The sequence below is a fragment of the Prauserella isguenensis genome, assembly GCF_014191605.1.
In the GTDB taxonomy this organism is placed as follows: Bacteria; Actinomycetota; Actinomycetes; order Mycobacteriales; family Pseudonocardiaceae; genus Prauserella; species Prauserella isguenensis.
Genome location: NZ_JACHWU010000001.1, coordinates 102,295 through 128,924, shown reverse-complemented (window position 1 = coordinate 128,924; position 26,630 = coordinate 102,295). Strand labels below are relative to the sequence as shown.

The 26,630-nt window shown below is 71.5% G+C and carries 24 protein-coding genes; 18 read left to right on the top strand and 6 right to left on the bottom strand.

What is annotated here, in order from left to right; genetic code table 11:
- Position 1: 1 nt before the first annotated feature.
- The 4 genes from FHS23_RS00525 to tsaE all read left to right on the top strand — a co-directional run bounded on the left by FHS23_RS00525 (position 2) and on the right by tsaE (position 4,172).
- Positions 2-1,474 carry an NAD(P)H-hydrate dehydratase gene (locus FHS23_RS00525; protein WP_183646083.1) on the top strand — a complete coding sequence of 491 codons (1,473 nt, stop codon included), beginning with the start codon at positions 2-4 and terminating at the stop codon, positions 1,472-1,474.
- Positions 1,475-1,585: 111 nt separating this feature from the next.
- Complete coding sequence (gene alr / locus FHS23_RS00520; RefSeq protein ID WP_183646081.1) at positions 1,586-2,716, top strand: alanine racemase; 1,131 nt, start codon at positions 1,586-1,588, stop codon at positions 2,714-2,716.
- Positions 2,713-3,720 carry an alpha/beta fold hydrolase gene (locus tag FHS23_RS00515; protein WP_343053543.1) on the top strand — a complete coding sequence of 336 codons (1,008 nt, stop codon included), beginning with the start codon at positions 2,713-2,715 and terminating at the stop codon, positions 3,718-3,720. Before alr ends, FHS23_RS00515 begins: the two co-directional genes overlap by 4 nt.
- On the top strand, positions 3,708-4,172 hold the full coding sequence (gene tsaE, locus FHS23_RS00510) for a tRNA (adenosine(37)-N6)-threonylcarbamoyltransferase complex ATPase subunit type 1 TsaE (RefSeq protein WP_183650487.1): 465 nt from the start codon (positions 3,708-3,710) through the stop codon (positions 4,170-4,172). Before FHS23_RS00515 ends, tsaE begins: the two co-directional genes overlap by 13 nt.
- Before the next feature lie 120 nt (positions 4,173-4,292).
- Here tsaE and FHS23_RS00505 read toward each other — a convergent pair whose 3' ends face one another.
- From FHS23_RS00505 to FHS23_RS00495, 3 genes are all read right to left on the bottom strand, one after another.
- Positions 4,293-5,645, bottom strand: a complete 1,353-nt coding sequence (locus tag FHS23_RS00505; RefSeq protein WP_183646077.1) for a carboxyl transferase domain-containing protein — start codon at positions 5,643-5,645, stop codon at positions 4,293-4,295.
- A complete protein-coding gene (locus tag FHS23_RS00500) occupies positions 5,638-7,068 on the bottom strand; it encodes an acyl-CoA synthetase (protein ID WP_343053733.1) in 1,431 nt (476 codons plus the stop codon). Before FHS23_RS00500 ends, FHS23_RS00505 begins: the two co-directional genes overlap by 8 nt.
- Before the next feature lie 95 nt (positions 7,069-7,163).
- Entirely contained in the window at positions 7,164-8,534 is a 1,371-nt protein-coding gene (locus FHS23_RS00495) for an SLC13 family permease (protein ID WP_183646073.1), read from the bottom strand.
- A 284-nt stretch (positions 8,535-8,818) separates the two neighbouring features.
- Between FHS23_RS00495 and FHS23_RS00490 the strand changes: the two genes are divergently transcribed.
- From FHS23_RS00490 to FHS23_RS00465, 6 genes are all read left to right on the top strand, one after another.
- Positions 8,819-9,577 carry an FCD domain-containing protein gene (locus FHS23_RS00490; protein ID WP_183646072.1) on the top strand — a complete coding sequence of 253 codons (759 nt, stop codon included), beginning with the start codon at positions 8,819-8,821 and terminating at the stop codon, positions 9,575-9,577.
- Between the two features lie 27 nt (positions 9,578-9,604).
- The gene (gene tsaB, locus FHS23_RS00485) at positions 9,605-10,249 is read left to right on the top strand and encodes a tRNA (adenosine(37)-N6)-threonylcarbamoyltransferase complex dimerization subunit type 1 TsaB (protein WP_183646070.1); all 645 of its coding nucleotides are present in this window, start codon (positions 9,605-9,607) and stop codon (positions 10,247-10,249) included.
- Between the two features lie 122 nt (positions 10,250-10,371).
- Positions 10,372-10,866: a ribosomal protein S18-alanine N-acetyltransferase gene (rimI, locus tag FHS23_RS00480; protein WP_183650476.1), complete on the top strand. Its 495-nt coding sequence runs from the start codon at positions 10,372-10,374 to the stop codon at positions 10,864-10,866.
- Positions 10,866-11,912 carry a tRNA (adenosine(37)-N6)-threonylcarbamoyltransferase complex transferase subunit TsaD gene (gene tsaD / locus FHS23_RS00475; RefSeq protein ID WP_183646068.1) on the top strand — a complete coding sequence of 349 codons (1,047 nt, stop codon included), beginning with the start codon at positions 10,866-10,868 and terminating at the stop codon, positions 11,910-11,912. Before rimI ends, tsaD begins: the two co-directional genes overlap by 1 nt.
- Before the next feature lie 13 nt (positions 11,913-11,925).
- A complete protein-coding gene (locus FHS23_RS00470; RefSeq protein WP_183646066.1) occupies positions 11,926-12,714 on the top strand; it encodes a helix-turn-helix transcriptional regulator in 789 nt (262 codons plus the stop codon).
- A gap of 77 nt (positions 12,715-12,791) precedes the next feature.
- Entirely contained in the window at positions 12,792-13,409 is a 618-nt protein-coding gene (locus tag FHS23_RS00465) for a LysE family translocator (RefSeq protein ID WP_183646064.1), read from the top strand.
- A 77-nt stretch (positions 13,410-13,486) separates the two neighbouring features.
- Here FHS23_RS00465 and FHS23_RS00460 read toward each other — a convergent pair whose 3' ends face one another.
- On the bottom strand, positions 13,487-15,454 hold the full coding sequence (locus tag FHS23_RS00460; protein ID WP_343053542.1) for an N-acetylmuramoyl-L-alanine amidase: 1,968 nt from the start codon (positions 15,452-15,454) through the stop codon (positions 13,487-13,489).
- 580 nt (positions 15,455-16,034) lie between these two features.
- Between FHS23_RS00460 and groES the strand changes: the two genes are divergently transcribed.
- Together groES and groL are read left to right on the top strand one after the other, a co-directional pair.
- Positions 16,035-16,328 (top strand): co-chaperone GroES, encoded by a 294-nt coding sequence (gene groES / locus FHS23_RS00455; protein ID WP_030532828.1) that lies wholly within the window; start codon positions 16,035-16,037, stop codon positions 16,326-16,328.
- Positions 16,329-16,409: 81 nt separating this feature from the next.
- Entirely contained in the window at positions 16,410-18,029 is a 1,620-nt protein-coding gene (gene groL, locus FHS23_RS00450; protein ID WP_183646059.1) for a chaperonin GroEL, read from the top strand.
- A 296-nt stretch (positions 18,030-18,325) separates the two neighbouring features.
- Here groL and FHS23_RS00445 read toward each other — a convergent pair whose 3' ends face one another.
- Entirely contained in the window at positions 18,326-18,625 is a 300-nt protein-coding gene (locus FHS23_RS00445) for a WhiB family transcriptional regulator (RefSeq protein ID WP_183646057.1), read from the bottom strand.
- Positions 18,626-18,880: 255 nt separating this feature from the next.
- Between FHS23_RS00445 and FHS23_RS00440 the strand changes: the two genes are divergently transcribed.
- From FHS23_RS00440 to FHS23_RS00425, 4 genes are all read left to right on the top strand, one after another.
- Positions 18,881-19,807 carry a hypothetical protein gene (locus FHS23_RS00440; protein ID WP_343053541.1) on the top strand — a complete coding sequence of 309 codons (927 nt, stop codon included), beginning with the start codon at positions 18,881-18,883 and terminating at the stop codon, positions 19,805-19,807.
- Positions 19,808-19,936: 129 nt separating this feature from the next.
- Positions 19,937-20,533 (top strand): response regulator transcription factor, encoded by a 597-nt coding sequence (locus tag FHS23_RS00435; protein WP_030532824.1) that lies wholly within the window; start codon positions 19,937-19,939, stop codon positions 20,531-20,533.
- A 360-nt stretch (positions 20,534-20,893) separates the two neighbouring features.
- Entirely contained in the window at positions 20,894-21,466 is a 573-nt protein-coding gene (locus FHS23_RS00430) for a sigma-70 family RNA polymerase sigma factor (protein ID WP_183646055.1), read from the top strand.
- Positions 21,467-22,777: an anti-sigma-D factor RsdA gene (locus FHS23_RS00425; protein ID WP_343053540.1), complete on the top strand. Its 1,311-nt coding sequence runs from the start codon at positions 21,467-21,469 to the stop codon at positions 22,775-22,777.
- Positions 22,778-23,206: 429 nt separating this feature from the next.
- On the opposite strand, the gene FHS23_RS00420 is transcribed toward FHS23_RS00425, so the two are convergent.
- Positions 23,207-23,602 (bottom strand): DUF5319 family protein, encoded by a 396-nt coding sequence (locus FHS23_RS00420; protein ID WP_183646053.1) that lies wholly within the window; start codon positions 23,600-23,602, stop codon positions 23,207-23,209.
- Positions 23,603-23,777: 175 nt separating this feature from the next.
- Here FHS23_RS00420 and guaB point away from each other — a divergent pair, with 175 nt between their 5' ends.
- Together guaB and FHS23_RS00410 are read left to right on the top strand one after the other, a co-directional pair.
- The gene (gene guaB / locus FHS23_RS00415; RefSeq protein ID WP_246381414.1) at positions 23,778-25,262 is read left to right on the top strand and encodes an IMP dehydrogenase; all 1,485 of its coding nucleotides are present in this window, start codon (positions 23,778-23,780) and stop codon (positions 25,260-25,262) included.
- A 103-nt stretch (positions 25,263-25,365) separates the two neighbouring features.
- Complete coding sequence (locus FHS23_RS00410; protein WP_183646049.1) at positions 25,366-26,523, top strand: GuaB3 family IMP dehydrogenase-related protein; 1,158 nt, start codon at positions 25,366-25,368, stop codon at positions 26,521-26,523.
- Positions 26,524-26,630 lie beyond the last annotated feature (107 nt).

Genomic DNA, 26,630 nt, shown 5'->3' with positions numbered 1-26,630 from the left:
CGTGCGCGGCGCGTGGACGACCGCCGGGGTGCGGGAGGCCGAGGACGAGGTCCTCGCCCGCACGCCCGACGGTGCGCTCATGCGGCGCGCCGCCCACGCCGTCGCGGTGCGCGCGGCCGCGCTGCTCGCCGAACACACGGGCGGTGTCGCGGGACGCCGGGTGCTGCTCGTCGTCGGGGCGGGCAACAACGGCGGTGACGCACTGTGGGCGGGGGCGTTCCTGCGCCGGCGCGGCGTGGGCGTCGCCGCGGTGCTGCTCGCTCCCGAGAAGGCGCACGCCGCGGGGCTGGCCGCGTTGCGCCGTTCCGGTGGCCGCGTGTTGTCCGAGACGGACGTTCCACAGTGGATCGAACGGGCCGAGCTGGTCGTCGACGGCGTGGTCGGCATCTCCGCCCGCGGTCCGCTCCGGCCCGCCGCCGCGGACCTGTTCGGCCGCGTCACCGCGCCCGTACTCGCCGTCGACCTGCCCAGTGGCGTCGACCCCGACACCGGCGCCGTCGACGGACCCGCCGTGCGGGCCGTCGCCACGGTCACGTTCGGCGCACGCAAACCCGTGCACCTGCTCGGTCCGGGGCGGTGCGGTGACGTCACACTTGTCGACCTCGGCCTGCCGTTGGGCGCCGACCACGGACGGCCGCCCGAGCTGCAGCAGCTCGACGTCGCCGACGTCGCCGCGGCCTGGCCGGTTCCCTCCCCCGAGGACGACAAGTACACGCAGGGCGTCGCCGGGATCGCCGCGGGCTCGGCCACCTACCCCGGCGCGGCGGTCCTCGCCGCGGGCGCCGCGGTGCGGGCGACGTCCGGCATGGTGCGTTATGCAGGGCCTGCCGCCGACGAGGTGCGTTCCTGGTGGCCCGAGGCCGTCGCGACCGGGTCGGTGGCCGACGCGGGACGGGTGCAGGCGTGGTCTGCGGGCCCCGGCCTCGGCACGGGCCGCGACGGTTCCGACGTCCTCGCCCACGTCCTCGGGCAGGGCGTGCCCGTGTGCGCCGACGCCGACGCCATCACGCTCATCGCCACGCGGCCCGAGGTCCTCGACGCGCGGGATCCGGACACGCCGCTGGTGCTCACCCCGCACGACGGCGAGTTCGCCCGCCTCACCGGCGACCGCCCCGGCGCCGACCGCGTGGCCGCCGCCCGCGACGCGGCCCGCCGGTTCGACGCAGTCGTGCTGCTGAAGGGCCACTGCACGCTCGTCGCCGCCCCCGACGGGCGGGTGCTCGTCAACCGTCCGCGCGGCGCGTGGCTCGCGACCGCGGGGTCCGGCGACGTGCTCTCGGGCATCCTCGGGGCACTGCTCGCCGCGGGACTCGACCCGTGGTTCGCCGCGGGGGCGGCCGCCGACGTGCACGCCCGTGCGGGGGAGATCGCCGCGGCCGGGGCGCCGACGTCGGCATCGCAGGTGCTCACGGCCGTACCGGAGGCGATCCGGCGGGTACGTGCGTTGTGCGACGATGGCGCACACGGTGCGTGAACGGTGGCCCCACCGGACGACAGTCCACGAACGAGGGGCCCGAACGGCGGCTCCGCACACCGGAACGACACCGCACACCGGAACGACACACGACAGCAGCGCAGGAACCTCATGACCGCACACACCCGGCCGGCGCGGGCGCTGGCGACCGTGGACCTCGGCGCGATCCGCCGTAACGTCGCACTGCTCTCGTCGCGCGCGGCCGCGTCGGGCGCCGAGACGATGGCGATCGTCAAGGCCGACGGTTACGGCCACGGCGCCGAGCAGGCCGCACGTGCGGCCCTGCGCGGCGGCGCGACGTGGCTCGGCGCGTGCTCGATGGCCGAGGCACTGGCACTGCGCGAGGCCGGTATCGACGTGCCGCTGTTCAGCTGGCTCGATGCGTGGGACGCCGACTTCGCACCCGCGCTGGAGGCGGGCGTCGACGTGTCGGTGTCGTCCGCCTCCGAGTTGGCGCGCGTGGCGGGCGCTTCCGCGCGCACCGGCAGGCGGGCACGCGTGCACCTGAAGATCGACACGGGGCTGTCGCGCAACGGCTGCCCGGCCGAACTGTGGCCCACGCTGGTCAAGTCCGCCGCCGCCGAGTCAGGTGTCGACGTCGTCGCCGTGTGGTCGCATCTCGCGGCGGCCGACGAACCGGGAGACCCCTCGATCGACCGGCAGGCCCGGCGGTTCTCCGACGCCTACGAGCTCGCGCGCGAGGCGGGTTTGAACCCGTTGCGGCACCTGGCCAACTCGGCCGCCACGCTCACCCGCCCGGACCTGCATTTCGACCTCGTCCGCCCGGGCATCGCGATCTACGGCCTCAATCCCGTCCCCGGGTCCGCGGAACTGACGCCCGCCATGACGTTCTCCTCGCACGTCGTGCTGACCAAGCGCATCGCGGCGGGTGAAGCGGTGTCCTACGGCCTCACCTGGACCGCCGATCGGGACACGACACTCGCGCTCGTGCCCGTCGGCTACGCCGACGGCGTGCCGCGCACGCTGTCGGGCCGGATGGACGTCTGGCTCGGCGGGCGCAGGCGGCCCGTCGTCGGCCGGGTGTGCATGGACCAGATCGTCGTCGACTGCGGCGACGACGAACCTCCGGTCGGCGCCGAGGTCGTGCTCTTCGGAACCGGCTCCGAGGGCGGGCCGACCGCGCGCGAATGGGCGGACACGATCGGCACGATCGACTACGAGATCGTCACGGGCATGTACCGGCCCCGGCTGCAGCGCACCTACACGGGAGCGGAGTCGTGACCGCGGAGGTGGGCAGGCCGGAACCCGAGGGCGTCCTGGGCGCGCCGGGCGACGGCAGGGTCTCGACGGTCGCCGCCGAGGACGGCACGCCACTGCTCGTCGAGGAGATCGCACCGCGGTCGGGGAAGGCCGCACTGACAGTGGTGGGTGTGCACGGATTCGCCCTTTCACGGCGCAGCTGGCATTTCCAGCGCCGCGCTCTCACCGCGCTCGAACAGCCGGGCGTGCGGCAGGTGTACTACGACCACCGCGGGCACGGCGAGTCCGGGCCCGCCGACCCGGACACCAGCACCATCGAACAGCTCGCCGCCGACCTGCACGTCGTGATCCGCACCGTCGCGTCGGGTGAGCCGATCGTCCTGATGGGACACTCGATGGGCGGCATGGTGCTCATGGAGCTGGCCCAGCAGGCACCCGAGCTGTTCGCCTCGCAGGTGTGTGGCGTGGCGCTGCTGGCCACGGCCGCCGGCGAGGTCGGCAGCCACGGACTGCCGAAATCCTTGCTGTCTCGGAAGAATCCGATCACCCGCGGTGTCGGCGAACTCGCCGGATGGCAGCCCGGGATCGTCGAGTTCGTGCGCGCCGCGGGCGGGCAGCTGACCCGCACCGCCGTGCGGCATTTGGCGTTCGGCAAGCACGACGTGCCTTCGGAGGTCGTGTCGTTCATGCAGGAGATGCTGGCGGTGTCATCGGTGAAACAGCTGGCCGGTTTCGCCGACACGTTCGGCACCCACAACCGATACGCGGCGCTGGCCGGACTGAAACACGTGCACACGCTCGTCGTCGGCGGGGACGCCGACCGCATCACGCCGTACTCGCACACCGAACGCATCGTCGCCGAGCTGCCGGACGCGTCGCTGCTGCGACTTCCCGGCGCGGGGCACATGTTGCAACTCGAACAGCCGGACGAGGTCAACGGCCACGTGATCGAACTGGTGCAACGGTGCACAGGTGTCACGGGCAAGGAGAAGGCGAAACGGAAGTCGAGGTGGTGGCGCCGGTGACCATCGAACTGACCACGGCCGACGACGCGATCCGATTCGGACGGTCGTTGGGGATGTCGCTGCGGGCGGGGGATCTCGTGCTGCTGGCCGGCCCGCTCGGTGCGGGAAAGACGACGATGACGCGCGGCATCGCCGACGGCATGGGCGTTTCCGGCCGCGTCAGCTCCCCGACGTTCGTGCTCGCGCGCGTCCATTCCGCGCCGGACGGCGGCGTCGCTCTCGTCCATGTCGACGCCTACCGGCTCGGCGGCGATCTGTCCGAACTGGACGACCTCGACCTCGATGCGGAACTCGAGCAGTCCGCGGTCGTCGTGGAGTGGGGCGAGGGGCTGGCCGAACCGCTGTCGGAGGACCGTCTCGTCGTCCGCATCGAACGCCACGCCGACGACACCCGCACCGTCAGCTTCGAGCCCCACGGCACCTGGAAAGCCCGCGTCGACACCCTCCCCTGACCGCCGTGTTGCAGATTCCGGGGGCCGTGTTGCGGGTTCCGGAGATCGTGTTGCGGGTTCCGGGGATTGTGTTGTCGATTCAAGGAGCCGGGTCGTCGCCGGTGGAAGCCGTGACGCGGCTCAGTCGGTGATGCCGGTGGCGATGCCCAGGTCGACGAGGTCCTGCGGGCGCAGGCGTAGCTGGTCGGCGGTTGCGGGGACGTCGTCGGCGTCGCGTTTGAGGATCCGCGCGGCGGCTTCCGGGGATGTGACCGAGAAGTAGGCGTCCGGGGTGATCCACATGCGGTCGGCGGCTGCGAACGCGAGCGCCCCGCCGGAACCGCCCTCGCCGATCACGAGCGTGGTGACCGGCACCGTCGCCGACGCGATCGCCGAGAACAGCTCGGCGATCGCGGGGCCGGCACCTGCACGTTCGGCCGCTGCGTCGTTGGCGGCGCCCGGCGTGTCGACGAGCGTCAGCACGGGGATGCCCAGCCGGTCGGCGAGCCGCACCAGCCGTGCCGCGGTGCGGAATCCGGCGGGCGTGGTCGCCGTGCCGCACTGCGCCGCGTACGCCACGGTGGCACCGTTACGATGCCCGAAACCGCACAACACACCGTCGTCGGTGCCGCCGGACCGGTCGCCGCGGATGTCCTCGCGCCAGTCCACGTAGGAATCCACATAGGACCGGGCAGTGGGGCGACCGGTCGATCGCGCGCGGAGCACCGCGTCCCACCCGGTCGCGGGCGGTCGGGGCGCCTCCCGCGGGGGCCTCGCCGGTGGGGGAGCGGGTTCAGTGGACGCGCCGGTGAGTAGCCGTAGCCATCGGCCGAGGCGCTCCCGCAGCAGATGCGGTTCGACGATCTGGTCCACGTGTCCCGCGGCGTACTGTCCCTCCGCGGTGTAGGCGTCCGGCTCGCCCGGTGGCCGCACCCGCGAACCGGCGAAGGCGACCTGCGCTCCGGGAACGGCCAGCGTGACGTCCGCGCCTGCGCCCAGGGTCGCCCACCCGCCACCGGTCGTCGGATTCCGCAGCACGGCCAGCTGCGGCAACCCTGCGGCGCGCGTCGACGCCGCTTGCCGTGCGATGCGCTGCAGCTGGGTCAGCGCCCGCATGCCCTCCTGCATCCGGCTGCCGCCCGTGGCGATCAGTGACACCACGGGAAGCCGCTGCCTGCGGGCACTCGCGAACGCGGCCTCGATCCGGTCCCCAGTCCGCTGCCCGATCGAACCGCCGAGGAAGCCGAAGTCGAAGGCGATCAGTACCGCCTCGACCCCGTCGACGACACCGGTGCCGCAGACGACCGACTCCTGCTCTCCCGTCCGCTGCCGCGCGCGGTCGCGGGCCGCGTCGTAGCCCGCCCAGCCGATCGGTCCGTCCACCTCGGATGCCCGCGGATGCTCGGAACTCGGTAGGGCGGAGTTCGGCAGGTCGGTGAACGCCGAGGCGACGGCGTCGATCGTTCCGCGGGCCGAGTCGGGCAGGTCAGCCATGGAGCGACCGTTTCATCAGCTTGCCCATGTCGTTGCGCGGCAATCGATCGAGGAACCGCACGACTCGCGGTCGCTTGTGCGGTGTCAGCAGCCGGGCCACGTGGTCGGCGAGTTCCGCTTCGTCCGGTGCGGCACCGGCGGGTACGACCCACGCCACGATCCGCTCGCCGAGGTCGTCGTCGGGTTCGCCGGTCACCGCCGCCTCGGCCACGCCGGGATGTTCGATGAGCGCGTTCTCGATCTCGCCCGCGCCGATCTTGTAGCCGCCGGACTTGATGATGTCGGTGCCCTTGCGGCCCACGATCTTGACGTAGCCGTCGCCGTCGCGCGTGGCCATGTCGCCGGTGCGGAACCACGAGTCGTGGAAGGCCTCGGCCGTGGCGTCCGGCCGGTTGAGGTACTCGGTGAACAGGTTGGGGCCGCGCACCTCGATCTCGCCGACGGTCTCGCCGTCCCACGTCTCGATCGGCGTGCCGGACTCGTCGACGAGCCGCAGCTCGACGCCGCGGAGCGGGACGCCGACCGTGCCCGGTTTGCGTTCGCCGTCGGCGCGCACGCTGGTGTTCATGAGGGTCTCGGACATGCCGTAGCGCTCGACGACCCGTCTGCCGGTCGCGGCGTGGATGCGCTCCTGGTCGTGCACGGGAAGCGCGGCCGACCCGGAGACGAGCAGCCGCGCGCCGCGCAACGTCTCGGCCAGCGCCGCGTCGGAGTCGACCTCGTCGGCGATCCGGTGGTACATCGTCGGGACGCCGAACATCATCGTGGCGCCGTCGGACAGCGCGGCGGTCAGTGCGCCGGTGGAGAACTTGCCGAGGTGCCACACCGTGCCGCCGCGGCGCAACGGGCCGAGTACGCCGAGGATCAGGCCGTGCACGTGGAACAGCGGCAGCCCGTGCACCACGGTGTCGTCCGACGTCCATTGCCACGCGTCCTCGAGGGCGTCCAATGTGGAGGCGATCGCACGTCGCGGCAGGACGACGCCCTTCGGTGCCCCGGTCGTGCCGGAGGTGTAGACGATCAGCGCGGGCGCCTCGGCGTCCGGCTCCGGGAGCGGGTCGGCCGTGGCGGGGCCGTCGTCGACGTCCATGCGCGGCACGTCGGCCAGGCCTTGAGGCAGTTCGTCGTCTCCCGCGGCGAGCACGAGGCCCGGCTCGCTGTCGGACACGATGTGCGCCAGTTCGCGCTCGCCGATCTTCGGGTTGATCGGCACCGCGGGCACCCCCGCGAGCAGTGCGCCCACCACGGCGACCGCGGTCTCCAGACTCGGCGTCGCCCACACCGCGACCCGGCCCACGCCGGTCAGCCTGCCCGCGAGCGCGCCAGCGGCCCCTGCCAGCTGGTCGTAGGTCAGGGTCCGCTCCCCGAACCGCACCGCGGTCTTCGCGGGAGGGGCGGACAGGGACGGGAACAACGGCGGCACGCTCACACGGTCTCCTCGGTCTGGTGTCGAATCCTGTTGCCGGCTCGCCGAGCTGCGGCGACACCGGGGGACGGGGGACAGCGGTTGCCGGTCGGTCATCCGAATCCCGGCACGACGAGTATCAGCCACGCGACGGCCGGCGCCACGGCCACGACGAGCCCGCCGTAGATCATCAGTTGCCGGAAGAACCTGTCCCTGTCCACGTCCTCGTCGACGTTGGCGAGTACCAGCGCACCGTTGGTGGAGAACGGGCTGACGTCCACGACGGTCGACGCGACGGCGAGCGCGCAGACCATCCCGACCGGGCCGATCGTGCCCTCGGCCAGGAACGGCACCGCCAGCGGGATCAGCGCGCCCATGATGCCGACGGACGAGGCGAACGCGGACACGACCGCGCCGATGTAGCAGAGCAGCAGTGCGGCCAACAGCGGAATGCCCACGTCCGATACCGCCCGGCCCGCAAAGTCGATCGTGCCCATCTCCTGCAGCACACCGACGTAGGTCAACATGCCGCAGATCAGCAGCACCGTCGGCCAGGTGATGTGGTTGATCGCCTGCCTGCTGGTCTCCGGCCACACGACCGAGAGCAGGACCGCGAGCGTGATCGCCGACAGGCCGACGTCGAGGTCGAACACCAGCGCACCGGTGACCAGGGCGAGTAGGCCGACCAGCGTCGCGACCCGGGCCGGGGTGAGGCGTAGCGAGGAGCGGCCGCCGGGCTCGTCCGAACCGCCGGCCCCGGCGGAACCGGAGTCGGCGGAACCGGAGTCGGCGGAACCGGGGTCGGAGCCGGTCCCGGAGCCGCCACCGGTGCTCGCGCCGACGGTCGCCATCGCGGGCTGCCCGACACGCTCGGCAGCACGGGCGAGCCGGAGGCCGCCGCAGAGCACGAACACGATGACCGCGATGACGAGGTTCATCGCGATGCTCGAGAGGAACAGCACGAGCTCGGTGTCGGGGAGGCCCTCCCGCGCGACGATGCCGTTCACGATCGTGCCGTAGATGCTGATCGGGGAGAAGCCGCCCGCCTGGGCGCCGTGGACGACCATCGCGCCCATCAGCAGGGGGCTGATCCGGTACTGCGAGGCGAAGTTGAGCGCGATCGGCGCGACGATCGCGACCGCGGCCGGGCTCACCGCGCCGATCGCCGTGAGGGTGCCGCTGATCGCGAACATCACCCACGGGATCAGCACGAGCCTGCCGCCGACCAGTCGGATCGAGGCGTGGACGAGCCAGTCCGTCGTGCCGTTGGCCCGCGCGATGGAGAACAGGTAGGTGACCCCGACGAGCACCACGAACAGGTCACCGGGGAAGCCGGCGAAGATCCCGTCGGCGTCCATGCCCGCCGCGAGGGTGCCCACGCCGAAGGCCGCGGCGAACGCCAGCGCACCCATGTTGATGGACCTCGTCGTGGCGATCACGAAGATCACGACCAGCACGAGGATCGAGACGAGTTCGGCGGACATGCGGATCTCCCGTCGTTGGGCTCGCTGTCGTCGGCCGTGGGCCGGGCGGCCGGGCCGTCGCCGTGGTGGTCCCGAGTGACGTCGTCGTGCTCGGTCGTGGACTACAGGACCAGTGGCTGGACCACTTTGCGGCGGCGTGCAGCGGCGTGTCAAGACGTAAGTGGCACAGTGGCTGGTCCACTCGAGTGGTGTAGTGGCTGGGCCACTTGTCCGGGCGGCGCGATCGTCCCGACTGCTAACCTGACGGGACACATCGCAGGTCAGCGCTATCGAAAGGCCCCACCGTGTCCGACGCCCTGCGGCCGATGGCCCGCCCGCGGCTGTACGAGCAGGTCATCGACCGGCTGCGGGAGTACGTCGCCCAGGCACGTCTCGGTGCGGGTGACAAGCTCCCCGCCGAACGCGACCTCGCGCAGCAGCTCGGCGTGAGCAGGACGTCGGTGAAGCAGGCGATCGTCGTGCTGCAGGTGCAGGGCCTCGTCGAGGCGCGGCACGGCGGCGGGACGTACCTCGTCGGCCACACGCTCGACGCCGAACCGGTCGAGCAGCTCGTCGAACGCCGGCAGCGGCTGCCCGACGTGCTGGACGCGCGCGAGGCCGTCGAGACGAAACTCGCCGAGCTGGCCGCGCAGCGCAGGACGAAGGTCGATCTCGACGCCATCTCCGCGGCACTCGATCACATGCGGGAGGAGATCGCCGCGGGTTCGTACGGCGTCGAGGGGGACCGCCGGTTCCACGCAGCCGTCACCGCGGCGGCCCGCAGCGACATCCTCGCCGAGTTCATGAACTCCATCGCCGAGCGGATCACCGAGAGCCGCACCGAGTCGCTGCGCCAACCGGGCAGGCCGTCGCGGTCGCTGACCCAGCACGTCGCCATCCTCGACGCCATCAGCCTCGGCGACGGCAGGCGCGCCGCCACGGCGATGCGCAGGCACCTGCGCACGGTCGCGAAGGTCCGGCTGCTGTCCTGGAACCCCGACGACGAGGACGACGGCCGGCGAGACGAGGACGACGGCGGCGCGGGCGGAGACGCGCGCGAGTAGCCGGCCGCGACGTCGTACGCTCGAAGGGTGCTGATTCTCGCCCTCGACACCGCCACACCCGCGGTGACCGCCGGGATCGTCCGGCTGTCCGGTCCCGCGGCCGCCGATGTCACGGCGTCGGACGTCACGGAGCCCGTCGCCGAGCAGGTGGCCGCGCGCGTGACCGTCGACCCCCGGGCGCACGGCGAGCTGCTCACCCCGCACGTGCTGGACGCCGTCGCCGATGCCGGGATCACGCTCGCCGACGTCGGCGCCGTCGTCGTGGGCACCGGCCCCGGCCCGTACACCGGATTGCGCGCGGGCCTGGTCACGGGTGCCGCGCTGGCGCACAGCCTCGGCGTCCCGGCCTACCCGGTGTGCACGCTCGACGCGATCGCCGCGGGTCCGGAGGGAGCGGCGCTGGTCGTCACCGATGCCCGCCGCCGTGAGGTGTACTGGGCGACCTACGACGCCGCCGGAGCGCGCACCGGCGGTCCGCACGTCGGGCCGCGCGACGAGGTCCCGGAACCGGTGGGGCGCCTCGCCGACCACGAACAGCCGACGCCGGTGGGCATCGTGCGCGCCGCCGCGCTGGACGTCCTCGCCGGGCGCGAACCGGGGCCGTTGACGCCGCTGTACCTGCGCAGGCCCCACGCCGCCGAGCCTGCGACCAGGAAGCGGGTGACGGCGTGATCCCCGGCGACCGCCCCTTCGCCCACCCCGACGGTGCAGTGAGCCCTGACGGCGCGGTGGCCAACGGTGCGATGGCCAACGGTGCGGTGAACGCGGCGAGCGACGCCGACGCTGCGGCGGCCGTGAGGCTGGAGCCGATGCGCAGGCGGCACGTGCGGGAGTGCGCGGAGATCGAGAAGGTGCTGTTCGCCGGGGACAGCCCGTGGCCACCGGCCGCGTTCCACAGCGAGCTCGACCTCGGCGGGCACTACCTCGTCGCGGTCGACGGTTCGGTCGCGGGCGGCGACGAGCACGTGCTCGGCTATGCGGGCCTCGCCGTCATGGGCAAACGCGGTGACCACGAGACGAGCCTGCACACGATCGGCGTGCGTCCGGAGCATCAGGGAAGCGGCCTCGGCAAGGCGCTGCTGCGCGCGGTGCTGGAGAAGGCCGACGAGCTGGCCGCGCCGGTGTTCCTTGAGGTGCGTACCGACAACGACAGCGCGATCGGACTGTACGAGAAGCACGGATTCCGGCGACTCGGCGTCCGCAAGGGCTACTACCAGCCCTCGGGAGCCGACGCCTACACGATGCGCCGGGACGCGATCACCGGTGAGCGACAGGAGGACGGCCACTGATGGCGAAGATCATCATGGGCATCGAGAGCTCGTGCGACGAGACCGGTGTCGGACTGGTCGCCGCCCACGACGACGGCACGGTGGAACTGCTGGCCGACGAGGTCGCCTCGAGCGTGGAGCAGCATGCGCGGTTCGGCGGCGTCGTGCCGGAGATCGCCAGCCGCGCACACCTCGAAGCCATGGTGCCGACCACTCACCGCGCGTTCGACGCCGCGGGCCTTTCGATGTCCGACGTGGACGCGGTCGCCGTGACGGCCGGCCCCGGGCTGGCCGGCGCGTTGCTGGTCGGCGTCTCCGCGGCGAAGGCGTACGCGGCTGCGCTCGACGTGCCGCTGTACGGCGTCAACCACCTCGCAGGGCACATCGCGGTCGACACGTTGCAGCACGGGCCGTTACCGACGCCGTGCCTGGCGCTACTGGTGTCCGGCGGGCACACGCAACTGCTGCGGGTGGACGACATCGCGGGCGCGATCACCGAGATCGGATCCACTGTGGATGATGCCGCGGGGGAGGCCTACGACAAGGTCGCCCGGCTGCTCGACCTGCCGTACCCCGGTGGCCCGCCGATCGACAAGGCCGCTCGCGACGGCGATCCGCAGGCGATCGCGTTCCCGCGCGGCATGACGGGCCCGCGGGACGCGAAGTTCGACTTCTCGTTCTCGGGCCTGAAGACCGCTGTGGCGCGGTGGGTCGAAGGTGCGCAGGGCCGCGGCGAGGAGGTGCCGGTCGCCGACGTCGCGGCGTCCTTCCAGGAGGCCGTCGCCGACGTGCTCACGGCCAAGGCGGTGCGCGCCGCGACCGAGGCCGGGGTCGGCACGCTCGTCGTCTCCGGTGGGGTGGCTGCGAACTCGCGGCTGTCGACGTTGGCGCGGGAACGCTGTGCCGAGGCCGGGATCGAACTGCGCATCCCGCGGCCCCGGCTGTGCACCGACAACGGCGCGATGATCGCCGCGCTCGGTGCCCACGTCGCGGCGGCGGGCCACAAGCCCAGCTCCCTGGACCTGTCGGCCAACCCCGGCCTGCCCGTGGACACGGTCCTCGTCTGAGGGGAGCGAGAGCATGGGGGAGTTCCGGCGCAGCACGGTGTTGCCGCACCTGGAGGTGCGTGGCTCGTGTCGGCGGAACACGTGCTACCGCCCGCACTTCCACGACACGTTCTCGGTCGGGTTGATCGACAGGGGTTCCTCCGTGTTCACCGGGTCGCCCGCGGGCGCGATCCGGCTGCATCCGGGTGACGTCGTCGTCATTCCTGCCGGGCACGTCCACGCCTGTAATCCCGACGACGGGCCGTGGCGGTACCGGATGGCGCACATGGGCCAGGAGTGGGCGGTTTCGCTCGTGTCCAGGGGAGCGGCGAACCGACTGCTGTCCGGGATCGGTGTGCTGCGGCGAGACGATCTGCATCAGCGGATGGCCGCTGCGATGCAGACCGTCTTCGCCGACGCGGAACCCGCGCGCATCGAAGCCGAGTTCGGGGCCGCTCTGGCCGAACTGGGAGCAGCAGCACCGGAACATCTCGTTCCCAGCGGCACGGATTCCGCGCTGCGCCTGCGGTTGCGGCCGGTGATGGACCGCCTGCGCGGTGACGAGGCGAACCCGCCACTCGACGAACTGGCGCAGTTGGTCGGTATGACCAGGTACGGCCTGGTGCGGGCGATGCGCCGCGCGACCGGGCTCACTCCACTGGCCTGGCGGCAGAACGCCCGCATCGTGCGGGCCCGCTACCTACTCCGTACGGGGGTGCCGATCGCGGACACCGCACAGGAACTCGGTTTCACCGATCAGAGCCATTTCCACCGCGTGTTCCGCGCGCACGTCGCCGTCTCGCCGGGCGCCTACCGCGGCTGAGCGCAAGAACGTACAAGATCCCGATCCCACCTGCTGCGCATGCTCGGTGCGTTCGTCGCCGAGACATGTGAGGGGACATGGAGCAGTTCGCCGCCGTTGCCGCCGCCCACTTCCTCGCCCTGCTGATTCCCGGGGTGGACTTCTTCCTCATCGCACGCACCGCGATGGCGCGCGGCTGGCGGAACGCCACCGGGGTCTGCCTGGGTATCGCCGTCGCCAACGGGATCCTCATCGCGGGGGCGTTCTCCGGCGTGTCGCTGCTGTCGCATCCCGTGCTCCTCGACGGGATCCAGGCGGCGGGCGGGGCATTCCTCGTCTGCGTCGGCATAGCTTTCGTCAGGGCGACCGTCAGGGTCGACGTCGACCAGGGGCTGCGTACGGAACCGGCGACGTGGCTGAGTGGGGCTGGGCTCGGCTTCACGTCGGGACTGCTGAACCCGAAGAACGCGCTGTTCTACGTCAGCCTCGCCGCCGTGGTCGCCACCGCCCGGCCACCGACACTCGTGCTCTACGGCGCCTGGATGGTGACGGCCGTGCTCGGCTGGGACGTCTTCGTCGCCCTCGTGCTCGGTTCCCGGCGGGCACTCGCGCGCATGGACCGCGTGCTGCCGTGGCTCACCAAGACAGCAGGCGGCTTCCTCGTCGTGTTCGGCACCGGCATGATCGGCAGCCTCGCCGTGCAGTTCGTGTCCTAGCGGCAGGCACGCGCGTGAACGCAGAGAACGCGGTGCGAGTGCGGAACACGCGGTGCTGAACGCAGGACTCGCGACGTCTACACGTGCCAGGTGTCGACCTCGGCGAGTCTGACGTAGGCGACACGGTGGCCGAGCTGCACCTGGGCGTACTTCTCCCCGCGGACGACGACGTGCTGCGACGGGTCGTAGGTTTTGGCGTGGTAGTACTCCGAATCCACGACCAGACCGACGGCGTAGCGCTGCCCTTCCGGGATCGAGTACTGCAGCGGCGCGAGCTCCTGCGGCGGGACGCCGTCGGGGTACGCGCCCGCTTCCGGGTACGCCCGGCCGTACACGGGGATTCGCCCCGAACCGGCCTTCGGCGCGGCGACCACGCCGAGCGTCGGGCGCACGACCGGGGCTGACGCCGGGCTCTTCAGCCACGCCTTCCGGCCGTTGAACCAGATCGCCGTCCAGTCGTCGTCCGATCCGGCGACCGCGTACACCTGGCCGGTCACGACGCGGCTGCCCCAGTCGGACAGCTGCATCGACTGCGGCGAGCCGTCCGGGTTCAGTGCCGGATCGCTGAGCAGTGGCGCGTCGTCGCGGGGTTCGGTGCGCAGCACGATCATCGCCGAGCCGGTGACCGGGCACGCGGCGGACGGATCGTCGGCATCGCAGCCGCGGTAGGGCACGTGGTTCGCGTCGAAGTCCGGCAGGACCACCACCAGGCCGGTGTCCGCGCGCCACGTCGGCAGGTCGGCGCCGAGCAGCTCGAAGTAGTGCGCCCAGTCCCAGTACGGCCCCGGATCCCAGTGCATGCCGGCGACGTCGTCCGGGGTGGTGCCGGGGACGTTGTCGTGTCCGATGATGTGATGCCGGTCCAGCGGAATGCGGAATCTGCGGGCCAGGTGTCGCACCAGCTTGGCCGACGCTCGGTACATCGCCTCGGTGTACCAGGCCGGTTCGGCGGCGAAGCCCTCGTGCTCGATGCCGACGGACGTGGCGTTGACGTACCAGTTGCCCGCGTGCCACCCGACGTCCTCGGTGCGCACGTGCTGCGCGACGTGCCCGTCGGAGGAGCGGATCGTGTAGTGCCACGACACGTACTCCGGGTCCTGCACCAGGCCGAGCGCGACGTCGTAGGTGCACTCGGTGTCGTGGATGACGATGTGGGTGATGCGCTGACTGTCGGGACGGTTCGCCTGGTCGTGGTTGCCGTAGCTGCCCGGGTCGTCGGAGAGTTGTTCGTACGGCGCGGGGATCCACTCGACGGGCAGGTCGTCGGGGCCCTCCGGCGGTGCGGCGCGCGCGGTGCGCAGGCCGAGCGAGCGCAGCTGGGAGCGGTCCGGACGTGCGGTCGTCGCGGCGAGCCGCACCGTTTCTCCGTCGACGGTCACGCGCTCGGCGCCCTCGCCCAGGACGGCGTACACCTCGTCGGCGAAGAAACCTGCGGTGGCCTCGTCGTCGGAGCCGGCATAGCGGGCGACCGCGCCGTAGAAGTCGCCGGGTTCGCGCCCGCGTGCCCCGGACATGCGGTGGTAGTGGGCGAGCACCGCCGCACCGCCGCGGATGTTCTCCACTGGGTCGGTACGCAGCGTCTCCGTGTCGACACCGGTGAGCTCGGATGCGAGATCGATCGTCTGCAGCCGTGCGGTCGGGGTGCTCTCGGCGGGGGAGGTGGGCCGCAACGCACGGCGTGCGGTGTCGCCGCGCGGATCCTCGACGGCGACGCCCGCGTCGGCGGCGGTGCTGCCGTGGCTGTCGTGGTGACTGCCGCCTGCCGCCGCGGTGCGCAGGTCGGTGAGGTGCATCGGCCCGTACCCCGCACCGCTGCTCGGCCTGCCGCCATGGTCGTCCCAGCGGGACTCGAGATACGACACGGCCAGCAGCACCCGTTCCGGGACACCGAACTCCGCCGCGGCCGCGGTGAACGCACGCTGCCGGGCGCTCCGTGTCGCGGCGGAGGCGACGCCGCCCGTGGCGGACAGTCCCACGGTGGCCGTGGCGAGGCCTGCGGTTCCGGCGGCGGCACGGAGAGCCGTACGTCGAGGGAAGGTGTCCACGCGTTCACTCCTCACCGGGCGATGTGACGTGAGGAACGTACCGACAATTCGCCTACCGTGGAACGAACTTTCCTCCGGGAGGCCGTCGCCGTCCGGGTGACACTCCAGTGCCCGGGGCGTTCCACACCCCCGGAGGTGCTCTTGGGGCGACCGAGTGCCGTGCCCGGACGGCGAAACGGCCCCCGACGTGGGGTCGGGGGCCGTTTCGCGCGCGGTCGTCAGGAGCAGCTTCCGCAGCACCCGCATCCGCGGCCGGTACACGCACTGCAGCAGTTGCAGCCACCCATCCGGATCACCGTCCCTTGTCCGTGTCGTCCGCAGGGTCGTTCACGGTAGGTCGGTGGGCCGTGCTCGCGGCACCGCGCGACGAGTGACGACCGCCGGTCACGGGGAGTGCGCACGCGCGGAAAGGCGCCGATCAGGCCGGTTGTGGACCCTGGTTGCGCGGCTAGCACTCCCGTCGCTAGAGTGCTAATCGAACGGCACCACACACGCCCCGGCACCCGCGACGGCGGGGTGGTAGGCGCCGTACCCAATAGGTACCTGCCAACGCTTTCTTAGACCCGTGGAGGTCAACCCGGTGAGCGTGAACATCAAACCGCTCGAGGACAAGATCGTTGTCCAGAGGAGCGAGGCCGAGGAGACGACGGCTTCCGGTCTCGTCATCCCGGACACCGCCAAGGAAAAGCCCCAGGAGGGCAAGGTTCTGGCCGTCGGCCCGGGCCGTGTCGACGACAAGGGCAACCGCGTCCCGGTGGACGTGAACGAGGGCGACGTCGTCATCTACTCCAAGTACGGCGGCACCGAGGTCACGTACAACGGCGAGGAGTACTTGATCCTGTCCGCCCGCGACGTGCTGGCCGTCGTCAACTGACGACCCGCTATGCGTTGACGCCCCGGGCCCCGCTGACGCCGGGGGTCGGGGCGTTTCGCGTGCCTGGAGAGAGGTTCCTCAATGCCTAAGCAGATCAATTTCGACGAGGATTCTCGTCGCGCGCTCGAGCGCGGGGTCGACAAGCTCGCCAACGCCGTCAAGGTGACACTCGGCCCGCGCGGCCGGCACGTCGTCCTGGACAAGCAGTTCGGCGGCCCGACGGTCACGCTCGACGGCGTGACGGTCGCTCGCGACATCGAGATCGACGAACCGTTCGAGAACCTCGGTGCCCAGCTGGCCAAGAGTGTCGCCACCAAGACCAACGACGTGGCGGGCGACGGCACCACCACGGCGACCGTGCTCGCGCAGTCGCTGGTCAAGGTGGGCCTGCGCAACGTGGCCGCCGGTGCCAACCCGGCCGCCCTCGGCGCCGGCATGGAGAAGGCCGCCGACCACGTGGTGGAGTTCCTGAAGAACAAGGCCACCCCGGTCAAGGGCCGTGACAACATCGCCCAGGTCGGCACGGTCACGTCACGGGACGCCAACATCGGCGCCCTGCTCGGCGAGGCCGTCGAGAAGGTCGGCGAGGACGGCGTGATCACCGTGGAGGAGTCCTCCACGATGGCCACCGAGCTCGACATCACCGAGGGCGTGCAGTTCGACAAGGGCTTCCTGTCGGCGCACTTCGCGACCAACCCGGAGGAGCAGCGGGCGACCCTCGAGAACGCCTACGTGTTGCTGCACCGGGAGAAGATCTCGTCGCTGAACGACTTGCTCCCGCTGCTGGAGAAGGTCGCCGAGACCAAGAAGCCGCTGCTGATCATCGCCGAGGACGTCGAGGGCGAGGCGCTGTCCACGCTCGTCGTCAACTCGCTGCGCAAGACGATCAGCGCCGTGGCGGTCAAGGCTCCGTTCTTCGGCGACCGCCGGAAGGCGTTCCTGGACGACCTGGCCGTCGTCACCGGCGGCACGGTCATCTCGAGCGAGATCGGCATGAAGCTGTCCGAGTCGGGCATCGACGTGCTGGGCCAGGCCCGTCGCATCGAGATCACCAAGGACGCGACGACCATCGTCGACGGTGCGGGCTCCAAGGAGGCCATCGCCGACCGGATCTCCCAGATCCGCAGCGAGATCGAGACGACCGACTCCGACTGGGACCGCGAGAAGCTGCAGGAGCGGCTCGCGAAGCTGGGCGGCGGCGTCGCGGTCATCAAGGTCGGTGCGGCCACCGAGACCGAGCTGAACGAGCGTAAGCACCGCATCGAGGACGCTGTGGCCTCCACCAAGGCGGCCGTCGAGGAGGGCATCGTGCCCGGCGGTGGTTCGGCGCTGGCTCACGCGTCGAAGGAGCTCGAGGGCAACCTCGGACTCACCGGCGACGAGGCCACGGGTGTCAAGATCGTCCGTGAGGCGCTCACCGCTCCGCTGTACTGGATCGCCCACAACGCCGGCCACGAGGCCGCCGTGCTGGTGTCGAAGGTCAGGGAGCAGGACTGGGGCCAGGGCCTCAACGCCGCGACCGGCGAGCTGACCGACCTGCTCGCGGCCGGTGTCGTCGACCCGGTGAAGGTGACGCGGTCCGCGGTTGCCAACGCCGCGTCCATCACCCGCCTCGTGCTCACCACGGAGGGCTCCGTGGTGGAGAAGCCCGAGGAGGACGACGACGAGGACGCGGGCCACGGTCACGGCCACGCGCACTGACGTCGGCGCCATCGGCGTCTCGTCGTAGCGACGGGGCGGCACTCCGGACCGGAGTGCCGCCCCGTTCTTCGTTTCCGGGCCGATCGTCGAGTTCGGCGCGGGACGGTCGCTCGGCGGAGGACGTGCGTCGGGTCGTGGAAATCGCTGGGCGCGCCTGGTCGATCCGGCTAATTCGGACGCGGTGACGTGCCCCGGCCAACATTTCTCGTGGAAGTAGTTCGCGGGAAAGATGTTTCGGACAAAAGAAAGGGGCGCCCGGTCGGACGCCCCTTTCTTCATCCCCCTCGGAAAAAGACTCACATGACGATCGTCAACGGTCGGTGTTCGTTGCGGATGATGTGCTCCCGTTCACTTTCCGACAGACCGCCCCACACACCGTAGGGCTCGTGCACTGCCAGGGCGTGCTCCCGGCACAGCTCGAGTACCGGGCACGACCGGCACACCGCCTTCGCTCTGGCCTCTCTGCGCGCTCTCGCCGGCCCCCGCTCCCCCTCGGGGTGGAAGAACGAACCGCTGTCCATGCCCCGGCACGACCCCTCGAGCTGCCAATCCCAGATATCGGCATTCGGGCCGGGAAGCCTGCGGATATCCGCCATCGGTGTCCCCTCGTCGAATCCGGCCCCACGTAGCCGGATCTGCTACGACTACTCCATTCGGTGCAACGGGTTGCACGTTAGAAGTGCGGCAAAAGTTGTTCAAGTGATGGGCCAGCGGATTCATTCTTTAGGCATCCCCCGCTGGTGTGATGGCAGACACAGTGTTGTTTTCTCGCCGACGTTGTCGTCCCCTCGGATTCGGATGTCGCGAACGGCCCGCTCCGGGCGCGAGGGCTGCGAAGGCAGGATGAGGCCGTGACTCTCGAGAACCACCTCCGCAGTCTCGCGTTCGGCGACCCGAGTGAAGCCGGCATCACACCGGACCACCGGTTCGCCGGTGTCGCGGCGCGGGCTCGCACGGATCGTGAGCACTGGCTGGCCGCCGTGGTGCTCGGTGCGTACGGCCGGTACGCCGCAGCGACGACGTTGCTGCGGCGGCTGCGTCACAGCCGCGACGTCGTGATCGCCTCGCTCGCCGCCAGTACGGTCGCCTCCCATCGCCGCCAGTTCGGCGGGCACGCTGCGGCCCTGCCTGCCGACGGGGCCGCGCTCTCCGCGGTGACGGGGCTCTCCCTCGCGAGCGCCGCGGACGGTGGCATCGCCGACGGCGACGGCATCGACGTCGCGGGCGCGTGGGCCGACGCCCTGCTCGGCCTGGGCGCCGACCATCTCGCGCTGGGCAGGCCCGCTACGGCGCGACGCCTCGTGGCGGACGTGACGACCGGGCTCGACGCGGCCTTCGGGGCGGGCGGCGGCAGCCTGCGCACCCGCGTGCGTGCGGGCTGGGTCGGCGCCGAGGCCGCACTCGCCGGTGGTGACCCGGCCGCGGCGGTCGCGTCGGCGGAGGAGGCGCTGCGTCGCGTCGATGTCGCACCCGGAGCGACACCGGTGCGGCACCGGGCCAAGACGGAGCTGATCCTCGCCGCGGCGCTGCTGGCGTCCGGGGCGGGCGCGGCGACGTCGACGCGGTCCGCGGAGTTGGTGACCTCGGCGCTCGCGACCATCGACACCCACGGGTTGGCCTCGTTGTCGTGGCCCGCTCGGCTCCTCGCCGCCGACGCCGACCCGGCGCGCGCCGGCGAGCACCGCCGCCGCGCCACGCGTGAGGTACACGCGCTGTTACCGAGGATCGACCCGGAGTTGAACAGACTCGCGGTGGGTTCGCCGTGGGTGCCCGTGTGAGCCCACGACCTGGCGTTCAGGCATCCGGGTCAGAGAAATTTCAAAAAAGCCACCAGATCGTGTCAAGGTCCGGCCTAAAGCGTCCGATAGTGGGGGTAGTACGTCACCCGGCTGCAGGAAGGAACCCCCGTGACTACGGTCTTGATCTGTGACGACCGACGCAGTGTCCGCGAAGGCCTCACCCGCGTGATGTCCGCTGTGCCCGGCGTCAGCCGCATCGACTGTGTAGCGCACGGTGACGAGCTGTTGGCGCGTTACTCCCGGCAGCCGGTCGACGTGGTGCTCGTGGGCACGCAGCGCGCCGTGCCCACGGGTGTGGAGGCCACGCGGCGTCTCGTGTCGGCAAACCCGCAGGCGAACGTGATCGTCTTCGGCGCCCCGGACGACGCGGGCAGCATCGCGGCGGCCATCGCAGGCGGCGCCCGCGGCTATCTGCGCTGGGACGCCTCGCGGCCCGAACTCGTCGCCGCCCTCGCGCACACGCTCGCCAGCACGTCCGTGCCCGCCCAGCGGCAGCCCGCCGACCCCGGCGTGCAGCTCACCGAGCGCGAGCTCCAGGTGCTGCGCGGTATGGCCCAGGGCAAGAGCAACGGCCAGATCGGCCGCGAGCTCTACCTCTCGGAGGACACGGTGAAGACGCACGCGCGTCGTCTGTTCCGCAAGCTCGGCGTGCGCGACCGCGCGCAGGCCGTGGCGCACGGCTTCCGGCGCGGCCTCGTGGCCTGACCGCCTCCTCGCCGGAGGCTCACCCGGGGACGAACGCCGACGGGGCGTGGCATGACGACATGCCACGCCCCGTCTCATGCGCGATGCGAGGTACCGTGTCCGACGGCGATGCCGTGAGCCGCAGCGCATCGCCCACACGGCCGCCCGTCACGCCGGACGCAGTGTGTTCGTGTGGCCGGAAGGTCGTTCGGTTGTGACCCGTCCGTGGGGCATGTCACCTGCGCGAGCGACGACCGGGAACTCACGCGGAACTCAGAGAGTGGCCGGGTACTGTGGTCACATCACCGGCGTGAGGGACGCTCAAACCCGCGCGCCGCTTTTCATGCACACCGAGACGTAACACCGGGATCGTTGTCTGCGATGGCCACTGTGGGGGATGGACTGGACGAGTCGGTCGCCGCCGCTGTTGAGGGAGATCAGCAAGCGGTCGAGCGGCTGCTCGCTTCGATCCGCCCCCTAGTGGTGCGGTACTGCCGCGCCCGTGTTGGCAGGCAGGAGCGTTCGTACGCTTCGGCAGACGACGTGGCTCAGGAGGTGTGTCTCGCGGTGCTTACCGCTCTGCCCTCCTACCGCGACCAGGGACGACCGTTCCTGGCGTTCGTCTACGGCATCGCCGCTCACAAGGTGGCCGACGCACACCGCGCGGCCGCCAGGAACAAGGCGGAGCCGGTCGCCGATGTGCCGGACGAGATGGAGCGTGACGTCGGGCCCGAGCAGTTCGCCATCCAGGGCGAGCTGAACGAGCGCATGACGAAGCTGCTTCAGATCCTGCCGGAGAAACAACGCGAGATCGTGGTGTTGCGCGTGGTCGTAGGACTGTCCGCGGAGGAGACCGCGGAGGCCGTGGGCTCGACCCCCGGCGCGGTCCGGGTCGCTCAGCACCGTGCTCTCGCGCGGCTGCGCAAGGTGCTGGCCGCTGAGGAGGTGGTCTGAGTGACGGAACACACCGGTCCCGCCGGTTCGCCCGACGAGCCGGAACGCGACGTCGACGACGCCGGAGCGGTCGAGTACGCCGAGACCAACATCGACGACGACACCGCCGAGACGACCGCGGACGAGACGACTGCGGACGAGACGACCGCGGACGAGACTGCTGCCGCTGCCGGTGCGGGTGACGACACCGAGGCCGGTGATGCCGGTGCGGACGACGCCGCCGACGGCGGAGCCGACGCCACGGCCGACACCGAGACCCCGGCCGAGGCCGACACCCCGGCCGAGGCCGACGGCAACGGCCGCATGGCCGATGTCGTCCATATCACCCCCGCGGAGACGGTCGGCTCCGGCGACGCGGAGCTCGGCGAAGCCGCGGAGGCCGACGACCCGATCGGCGGCACCGACGGTGCGGAACTCGCCACGGCCGCGGCGGACCTGTCCGCCGTGCAGGCGGACGACGCCCTGCTCGACGCGCTCGGCGGCCCGGACGCGAAGGTCGCCGACGAGCTCGGAGACGCCGAGCTGGGAGCCCTGCTGCTCGCGTGGCGGCGGGACATCGACAGCGAACGCATCCCCGAGCTGATCGACGCCGACACGGCCGCCACGGAGATCCGGACGGCGTCACTGGCCAAACGGTACGCGGGCCGTGGGCGTAAGCGGCGGTTCATGGTGCCGGTCGCGGCGGCCGCCGCGGTGCTGGCCATCGGGTTCACGGGCACGGCGCTCGCCGCGCGCGACGCCCAGCCCGGCGACACCCTGTGGGGCCTGAGCAAGGTGCTCTACACCGACCACGCCCGGTCCGTCGAGGCGGCGGCGTCGGTGCGCTCGTCGATGGACGAGGCCCGCCTCGCGATCGCCTCGGACCGCTACTCCGAGGCCCGCTCCGCGCTGTCGCAGGCGGAGAAGGACCTGAGGGACGTGACGGCCACCGAGGAGGCCGCGCAGCTCAAGGCGCGGCACATGCAGCTGATGCAACGGCTCGAGGGGAATCCGGACGAAGGCGCTCAGCAGCCGCCGGAGTCGTCGAAGGACGGCTCGTCGCCGAAGTCGACCTCGCCGGACTCCTCGTCGCCCGACTCGTCGTCGCCCACCGGATCGCAGCCGCAGCCCGGCCCGGACGACCCGACCGGCACCGCGCCGACCGAGCCGGAGGAGCCGACGACCAGCGAGCCTGACGACACCACCACGGGCTCGCCGAGCTCGGAGACGCCGACGCCCTCCAGCGAGACGAGCGACGACAGCGGCCGTTCGTCCGACGGCTCCGACAGCGGATCCCTGGAGTCGCCCGCCCTGTCCGGCAGCACCAACTGACAGCAGCCGGCTCCGACCCAGCCGGCCCGTCGACACGAGAACGCCCCCGAAGGTTCGTGGTGAACCCTCGGGGGCGTTCCGCTGTTCCGGGCCGGTGCCGGCATCGGGATCGGGATCGGGATCGGGATCGCACCACTGTTCGCCATGCGCGAACGAGCTCGTCCGCAGGGGCGCGGAGCGCGGGAGCGGCCCCTGATCGTCGGCCGATGTGAGCCCCCGTCCGGTCCGCCGCCGGATCTCGAGCACGGAGCCGTGGGGCGGATCCGTGCAGGAGGTCCTGCGCCGGGCCCCACCGGGACCCGGCGCAGGACCTCAGCAGCGGACCTCAGCAGCGGAGAGGTCGGCGGCGCAGACATCGGCTACGGAGACGCCGGCTACGGAGACGCCGGCTGCGTAGACGTCAGCGGCGTTGTGGTGCGCGCCGGTGGCTCAGTAGGCGTTCTCCGTCGTGGTGATGCCGTCGGCGAAGCCGCGGCAGTAATCCCACGTCACGTAGTCGGCGGGGTCCGGGTCGAACGCGGGCTCGTGGGGGCGCATGCGGCCGTCGGCGAGCAGCTGTTCGAGGCTGGCGCGGAGCAGGTGCCAGTCGTGGTAGTGAGGCAGATCGCACTCACCGCAGTCCACCACGATTCCACGCACCCCGCGGGGCTCGAGAAGCGCCTGGTAGACGGCCAGGTCGGCGAGGTCCGACAGGAGCTCGGTGCGCTCCTCCTCGGAAATGGGGTCGCCGGCCGGCTCGTCGATCTCTGCGATCTCCTTTGCCGGGTCGTCGGGGTCGTCGGCGAATGGGTCTGGGGGCAACACGTCGTGCGGCACGGGCTGCACGGTACCGGGAAGGTACCCCCATCCGTCCAGCTACCATCGATTACGAGGCGTTTCGCCCCGCGCCGCCATCCGCATCCCCCATGCACCGAGGAAGGTCCGCCGCCCTATGCCGAGCGAGTTCACCGACTCCGACTCCAGCGCCGCCGTGCCCGGTGGTGCCGATGACGCCGCCGTGATGGCGGACAAGTTCGCGCTCCTCGGGCTGACCTTCGACGACGTGCTCCTGTTGCCCGCCGAGTCGGACATCGTCCCGAGCACCGTCGACACGTCGTCCCGCGTCTCACGCAACGTGTCCCTGCGCATCCCGCTGCTTTCGGCGGCGATGGACACCGTCACCGAGGCGCGCATGGCCATCGCCATGGCCCGTCAGGGCGGCATGGGCGTGCTGCAGCGCAACCTGCCGATCGACGAGCAGGCGCAGGCGGTGGAGATCGTCAAGCGTTCCGAGGCGGGCATGGTGACCGACCCGGTGACGTGCTCGCCCGACGACACGCTCGCCGAGGTCGACGCGCTGTGCGCCCGGTTCCGCATCTCCGGCGTTCCGGTGGCCGACGCGTCGGGCCAGCTCGTGGGCATCATCACCAACCGCGACATGCGGTTCGAGGTCGACCATTCCAAGCAGGTGCGCGAGGTCATGACGCCGGCGCCGCTGGTGACCGCGCAGGTCGGCGTCACCGCCGAGGCCGCGCTGGGTCTGCTGCGCAAGCACAAGATCGAGAAGCTGCCGATCGTCGACGGCGCGGGCAAGTTGCGCGGGCTGATCACCGTGAAGGACTTCGTCAAGACCGAGCAGTACCCGGACGCCAGCAAGGACGACGACGGGCGCCTGATCGTCGGCGCCGCGGTCGGTGTCGGCGACGACGGTCATCAGCGCGCGATGGCGCTGGCGGACGCGGGCGTCGACGTGCTCGTCGTGGACACCGCGCACGGCCACTCGAGGGGCGTGGTCGACACGGTGGCGACGTTGAAGAAGGAGCTCGGCGCCGCCGTCGACGTGGTCGGCGGCAACGTCGCCACGCGCGCGGGTGCGCAAGCGCTCGTGGACGCGGGCGTGGACGGCGTGAAGGTCGGCGTCGGGCCGGGTTCGATCTGCACCACCCGCGTCGTCGCCGGTGTGGGCATGCCGCAGATCTCGGCCATCCACGAGGCGGACAAGGCGTGCAGGCCCGCGGGCGTGCCGGTCATCGGTGACGGCGGCATCCAGTATTCGGGCGACATCTCGAAGGCCGTCGCGGCCGGGGCGTCGGCCGTGATGCTGGGCAGTCTGCTCGCGGGCACCGCCGAGGCGCCGGGCGAGGTCGTGCTCGTCGGCGGGAAGCAGTTCAAGACCTACCGCGGCATGGGTTCGCTCGGCGCGATGAGCTCGCGCGGCGGAGCGCGGTCGTATTCGAAGGACCGCTACGCTCAGGACGACGTGCTGTCCGAGGACAAGCTGGTGCCCGAGGGCATCGAGGGTCGCATCCCGTTCCGCGGTCCGCTGGCGACCGTCGTGCACCAGCTCGTGGGCGGGCTGCGGTCCGGCATGGGCTACGCGGGTGCGCAGACGATCGCCGAGATGCAGCGTGCGCAGCTGGTGCGGATCACCGCGGCCGGGCTCAAGGAGAGCCACCCGCACGATGTGACGATGACCGTCGAATCGCCGAACTACACGACGCGCTGACCGCGTCCGGGACACCGGCACCGCGGCCCCACCGACGACGGGTGCGCGGCCCGAGGAACGCCGCCACGAGCGGTGGAATCGCCTGAGCGAGAGAGGACTACACGTGCGGGATCTGGTCGAGATCGGCATGGGACGGACCGCCCGGCGGTCGTACGACTTCGACGACATCGACATCGTGCCGTCGCGGCGGACGCGCTCGTCGAAGGTCGTGTCGACCGGGTGGCAGATCGACGCCTACCGGTTCGACCTGCCGCTCGTGACGCACCCGACGGACGCGGTCGTGTCGCCCCACACCGCCATCGAGATCGGCAAGCTCGGCGGGCTCGCCGCGCTGAACGCCGAGGGCCTGTGGGCGCGGCACGCCGACGCCGAGAGCGCACTCGCCAGGGTCGCCGAGGCGGCCAAGGAGGGCGCAGCACCGTCCGAGGTCGTGCAGCGCCTCCAGGAACTGCACTCCGCGCCCGTCCGGCCCGACCTCATCACCGAGGCGGTGCGCACCGTGCGCGACTCGGGCGTCACCGTGGCGGCGCGTGTCAGCCCGCAGCATGCGGCCGAGCTCACCCCTCACCTGCTGTCTGCGGGCGTGGAGATCCTCGTCGTGCAGGGCACGATCGTGTCGGCCGAGCACGTGGGGGAGGACAACGGCGAGAGCGACACCGACCCGCTGAACCTCAAGGACTTCATCGCCGACCTCGACGTGCCGGTGGTCGCGGGCGGCGTGAGCGACTACCGCACCGCGATGCACCTGATGCGCACCGGCGCGGCGGGTGTGATCGTCGGTCACGGCTACACCCCGGGCATCACCAGCACGGACCAGGTGCTCGGCATCGGCGTGCCGATGGCGACGGCGCTGATCGACGCCGCGGCCGCACGCCGCGACTATCTCGACGAGACCGGCGGGCGCTACGTCCACGTGCTCGCCGACGGCGGGGTGCGCCACTCCGGTGACATCGCCAAGGCCGTCGCGTGTGGTGCCGACGCCGTCATGCTCGGTGCCCCGCTGGCAGCGGCGTCCGAGGCGCCGGGACACGGCCTGTACTGGACGTCGGCGGCGGCGCACCCGTCGCTGCCGCGTTCGCGCGTGGCCGCAGCGGACCAGCGCGAGCAGGGTTCCGTGGACCTTCGCACGCTGCTGCACGGGCCGTCGCACGACCCGAGTGGCACGGTCAATCTGTTCGGCGCGCTCCGCCGGGCGTTGGCCAAGACGGGCTACTCCGACCTGAAGGAGTTCCAGCGCGTCGGCCTGACCGTCCGGCACTGAGCGTCGCGCTCTGCCGCCCGTTGGGCACCCCCAAGGGCACCTACGTGAATTGACCCGTTGGTAACTTACCTCTGGTCAGAAGATGCCCCGCTGGTTACAGTTTTGCT

Excerpts from the sequence above, each read along its gene's own strand:
- groL (WP_183646059.1), top strand. The coding sequence starts at position 16,410 with ATGCCTAAGCAGATCAATTTCGACGAGGATTCTCGTCGCGCGCTCGAG.
- FHS23_RS00430 (WP_183646055.1), top strand. The coding sequence starts at position 20,894 with ATGGCCACTGTGGGGGATGGACTGGACGAGTCGGTCGCCGCCGCTGTT.
- FHS23_RS00470 (WP_183646066.1), top strand. The coding sequence starts at position 11,926 with ATGGGGGAGTTCCGGCGCAGCACGGTGTTGCCGCACCTGGAGGTGCGT.
- FHS23_RS00445 (WP_183646057.1), bottom strand. The coding sequence starts at position 18,625 with ATGGCGGATATCCGCAGGCTTCCCGGCCCGAATGCCGATATCTGGGAT.
- FHS23_RS00495 (WP_183646073.1), bottom strand. The coding sequence starts at position 8,534 with ATGTCCGCCGAACTCGTCTCGATCCTCGTGCTGGTCGTGATCTTCGTG.
- tsaD (WP_183646068.1), top strand. The coding sequence starts at position 10,866 with ATGGCGAAGATCATCATGGGCATCGAGAGCTCGTGCGACGAGACCGGT.
- guaB (WP_246381414.1), top strand. The coding sequence starts at position 23,778 with ATGGCGGACAAGTTCGCGCTCCTCGGGCTGACCTTCGACGACGTGCTC.
- FHS23_RS00465 (WP_183646064.1), top strand. The coding sequence starts at position 12,792 with ATGGAGCAGTTCGCCGCCGTTGCCGCCGCCCACTTCCTCGCCCTGCTG.
- alr (WP_183646081.1), top strand. The coding sequence starts at position 1,586 with ATGACCGCACACACCCGGCCGGCGCGGGCGCTGGCGACCGTGGACCTC.
- FHS23_RS00505 (WP_183646077.1), bottom strand. The coding sequence starts at position 5,645 with ATGGCTGACCTGCCCGACTCGGCCCGCGGAACGATCGACGCCGTCGCC.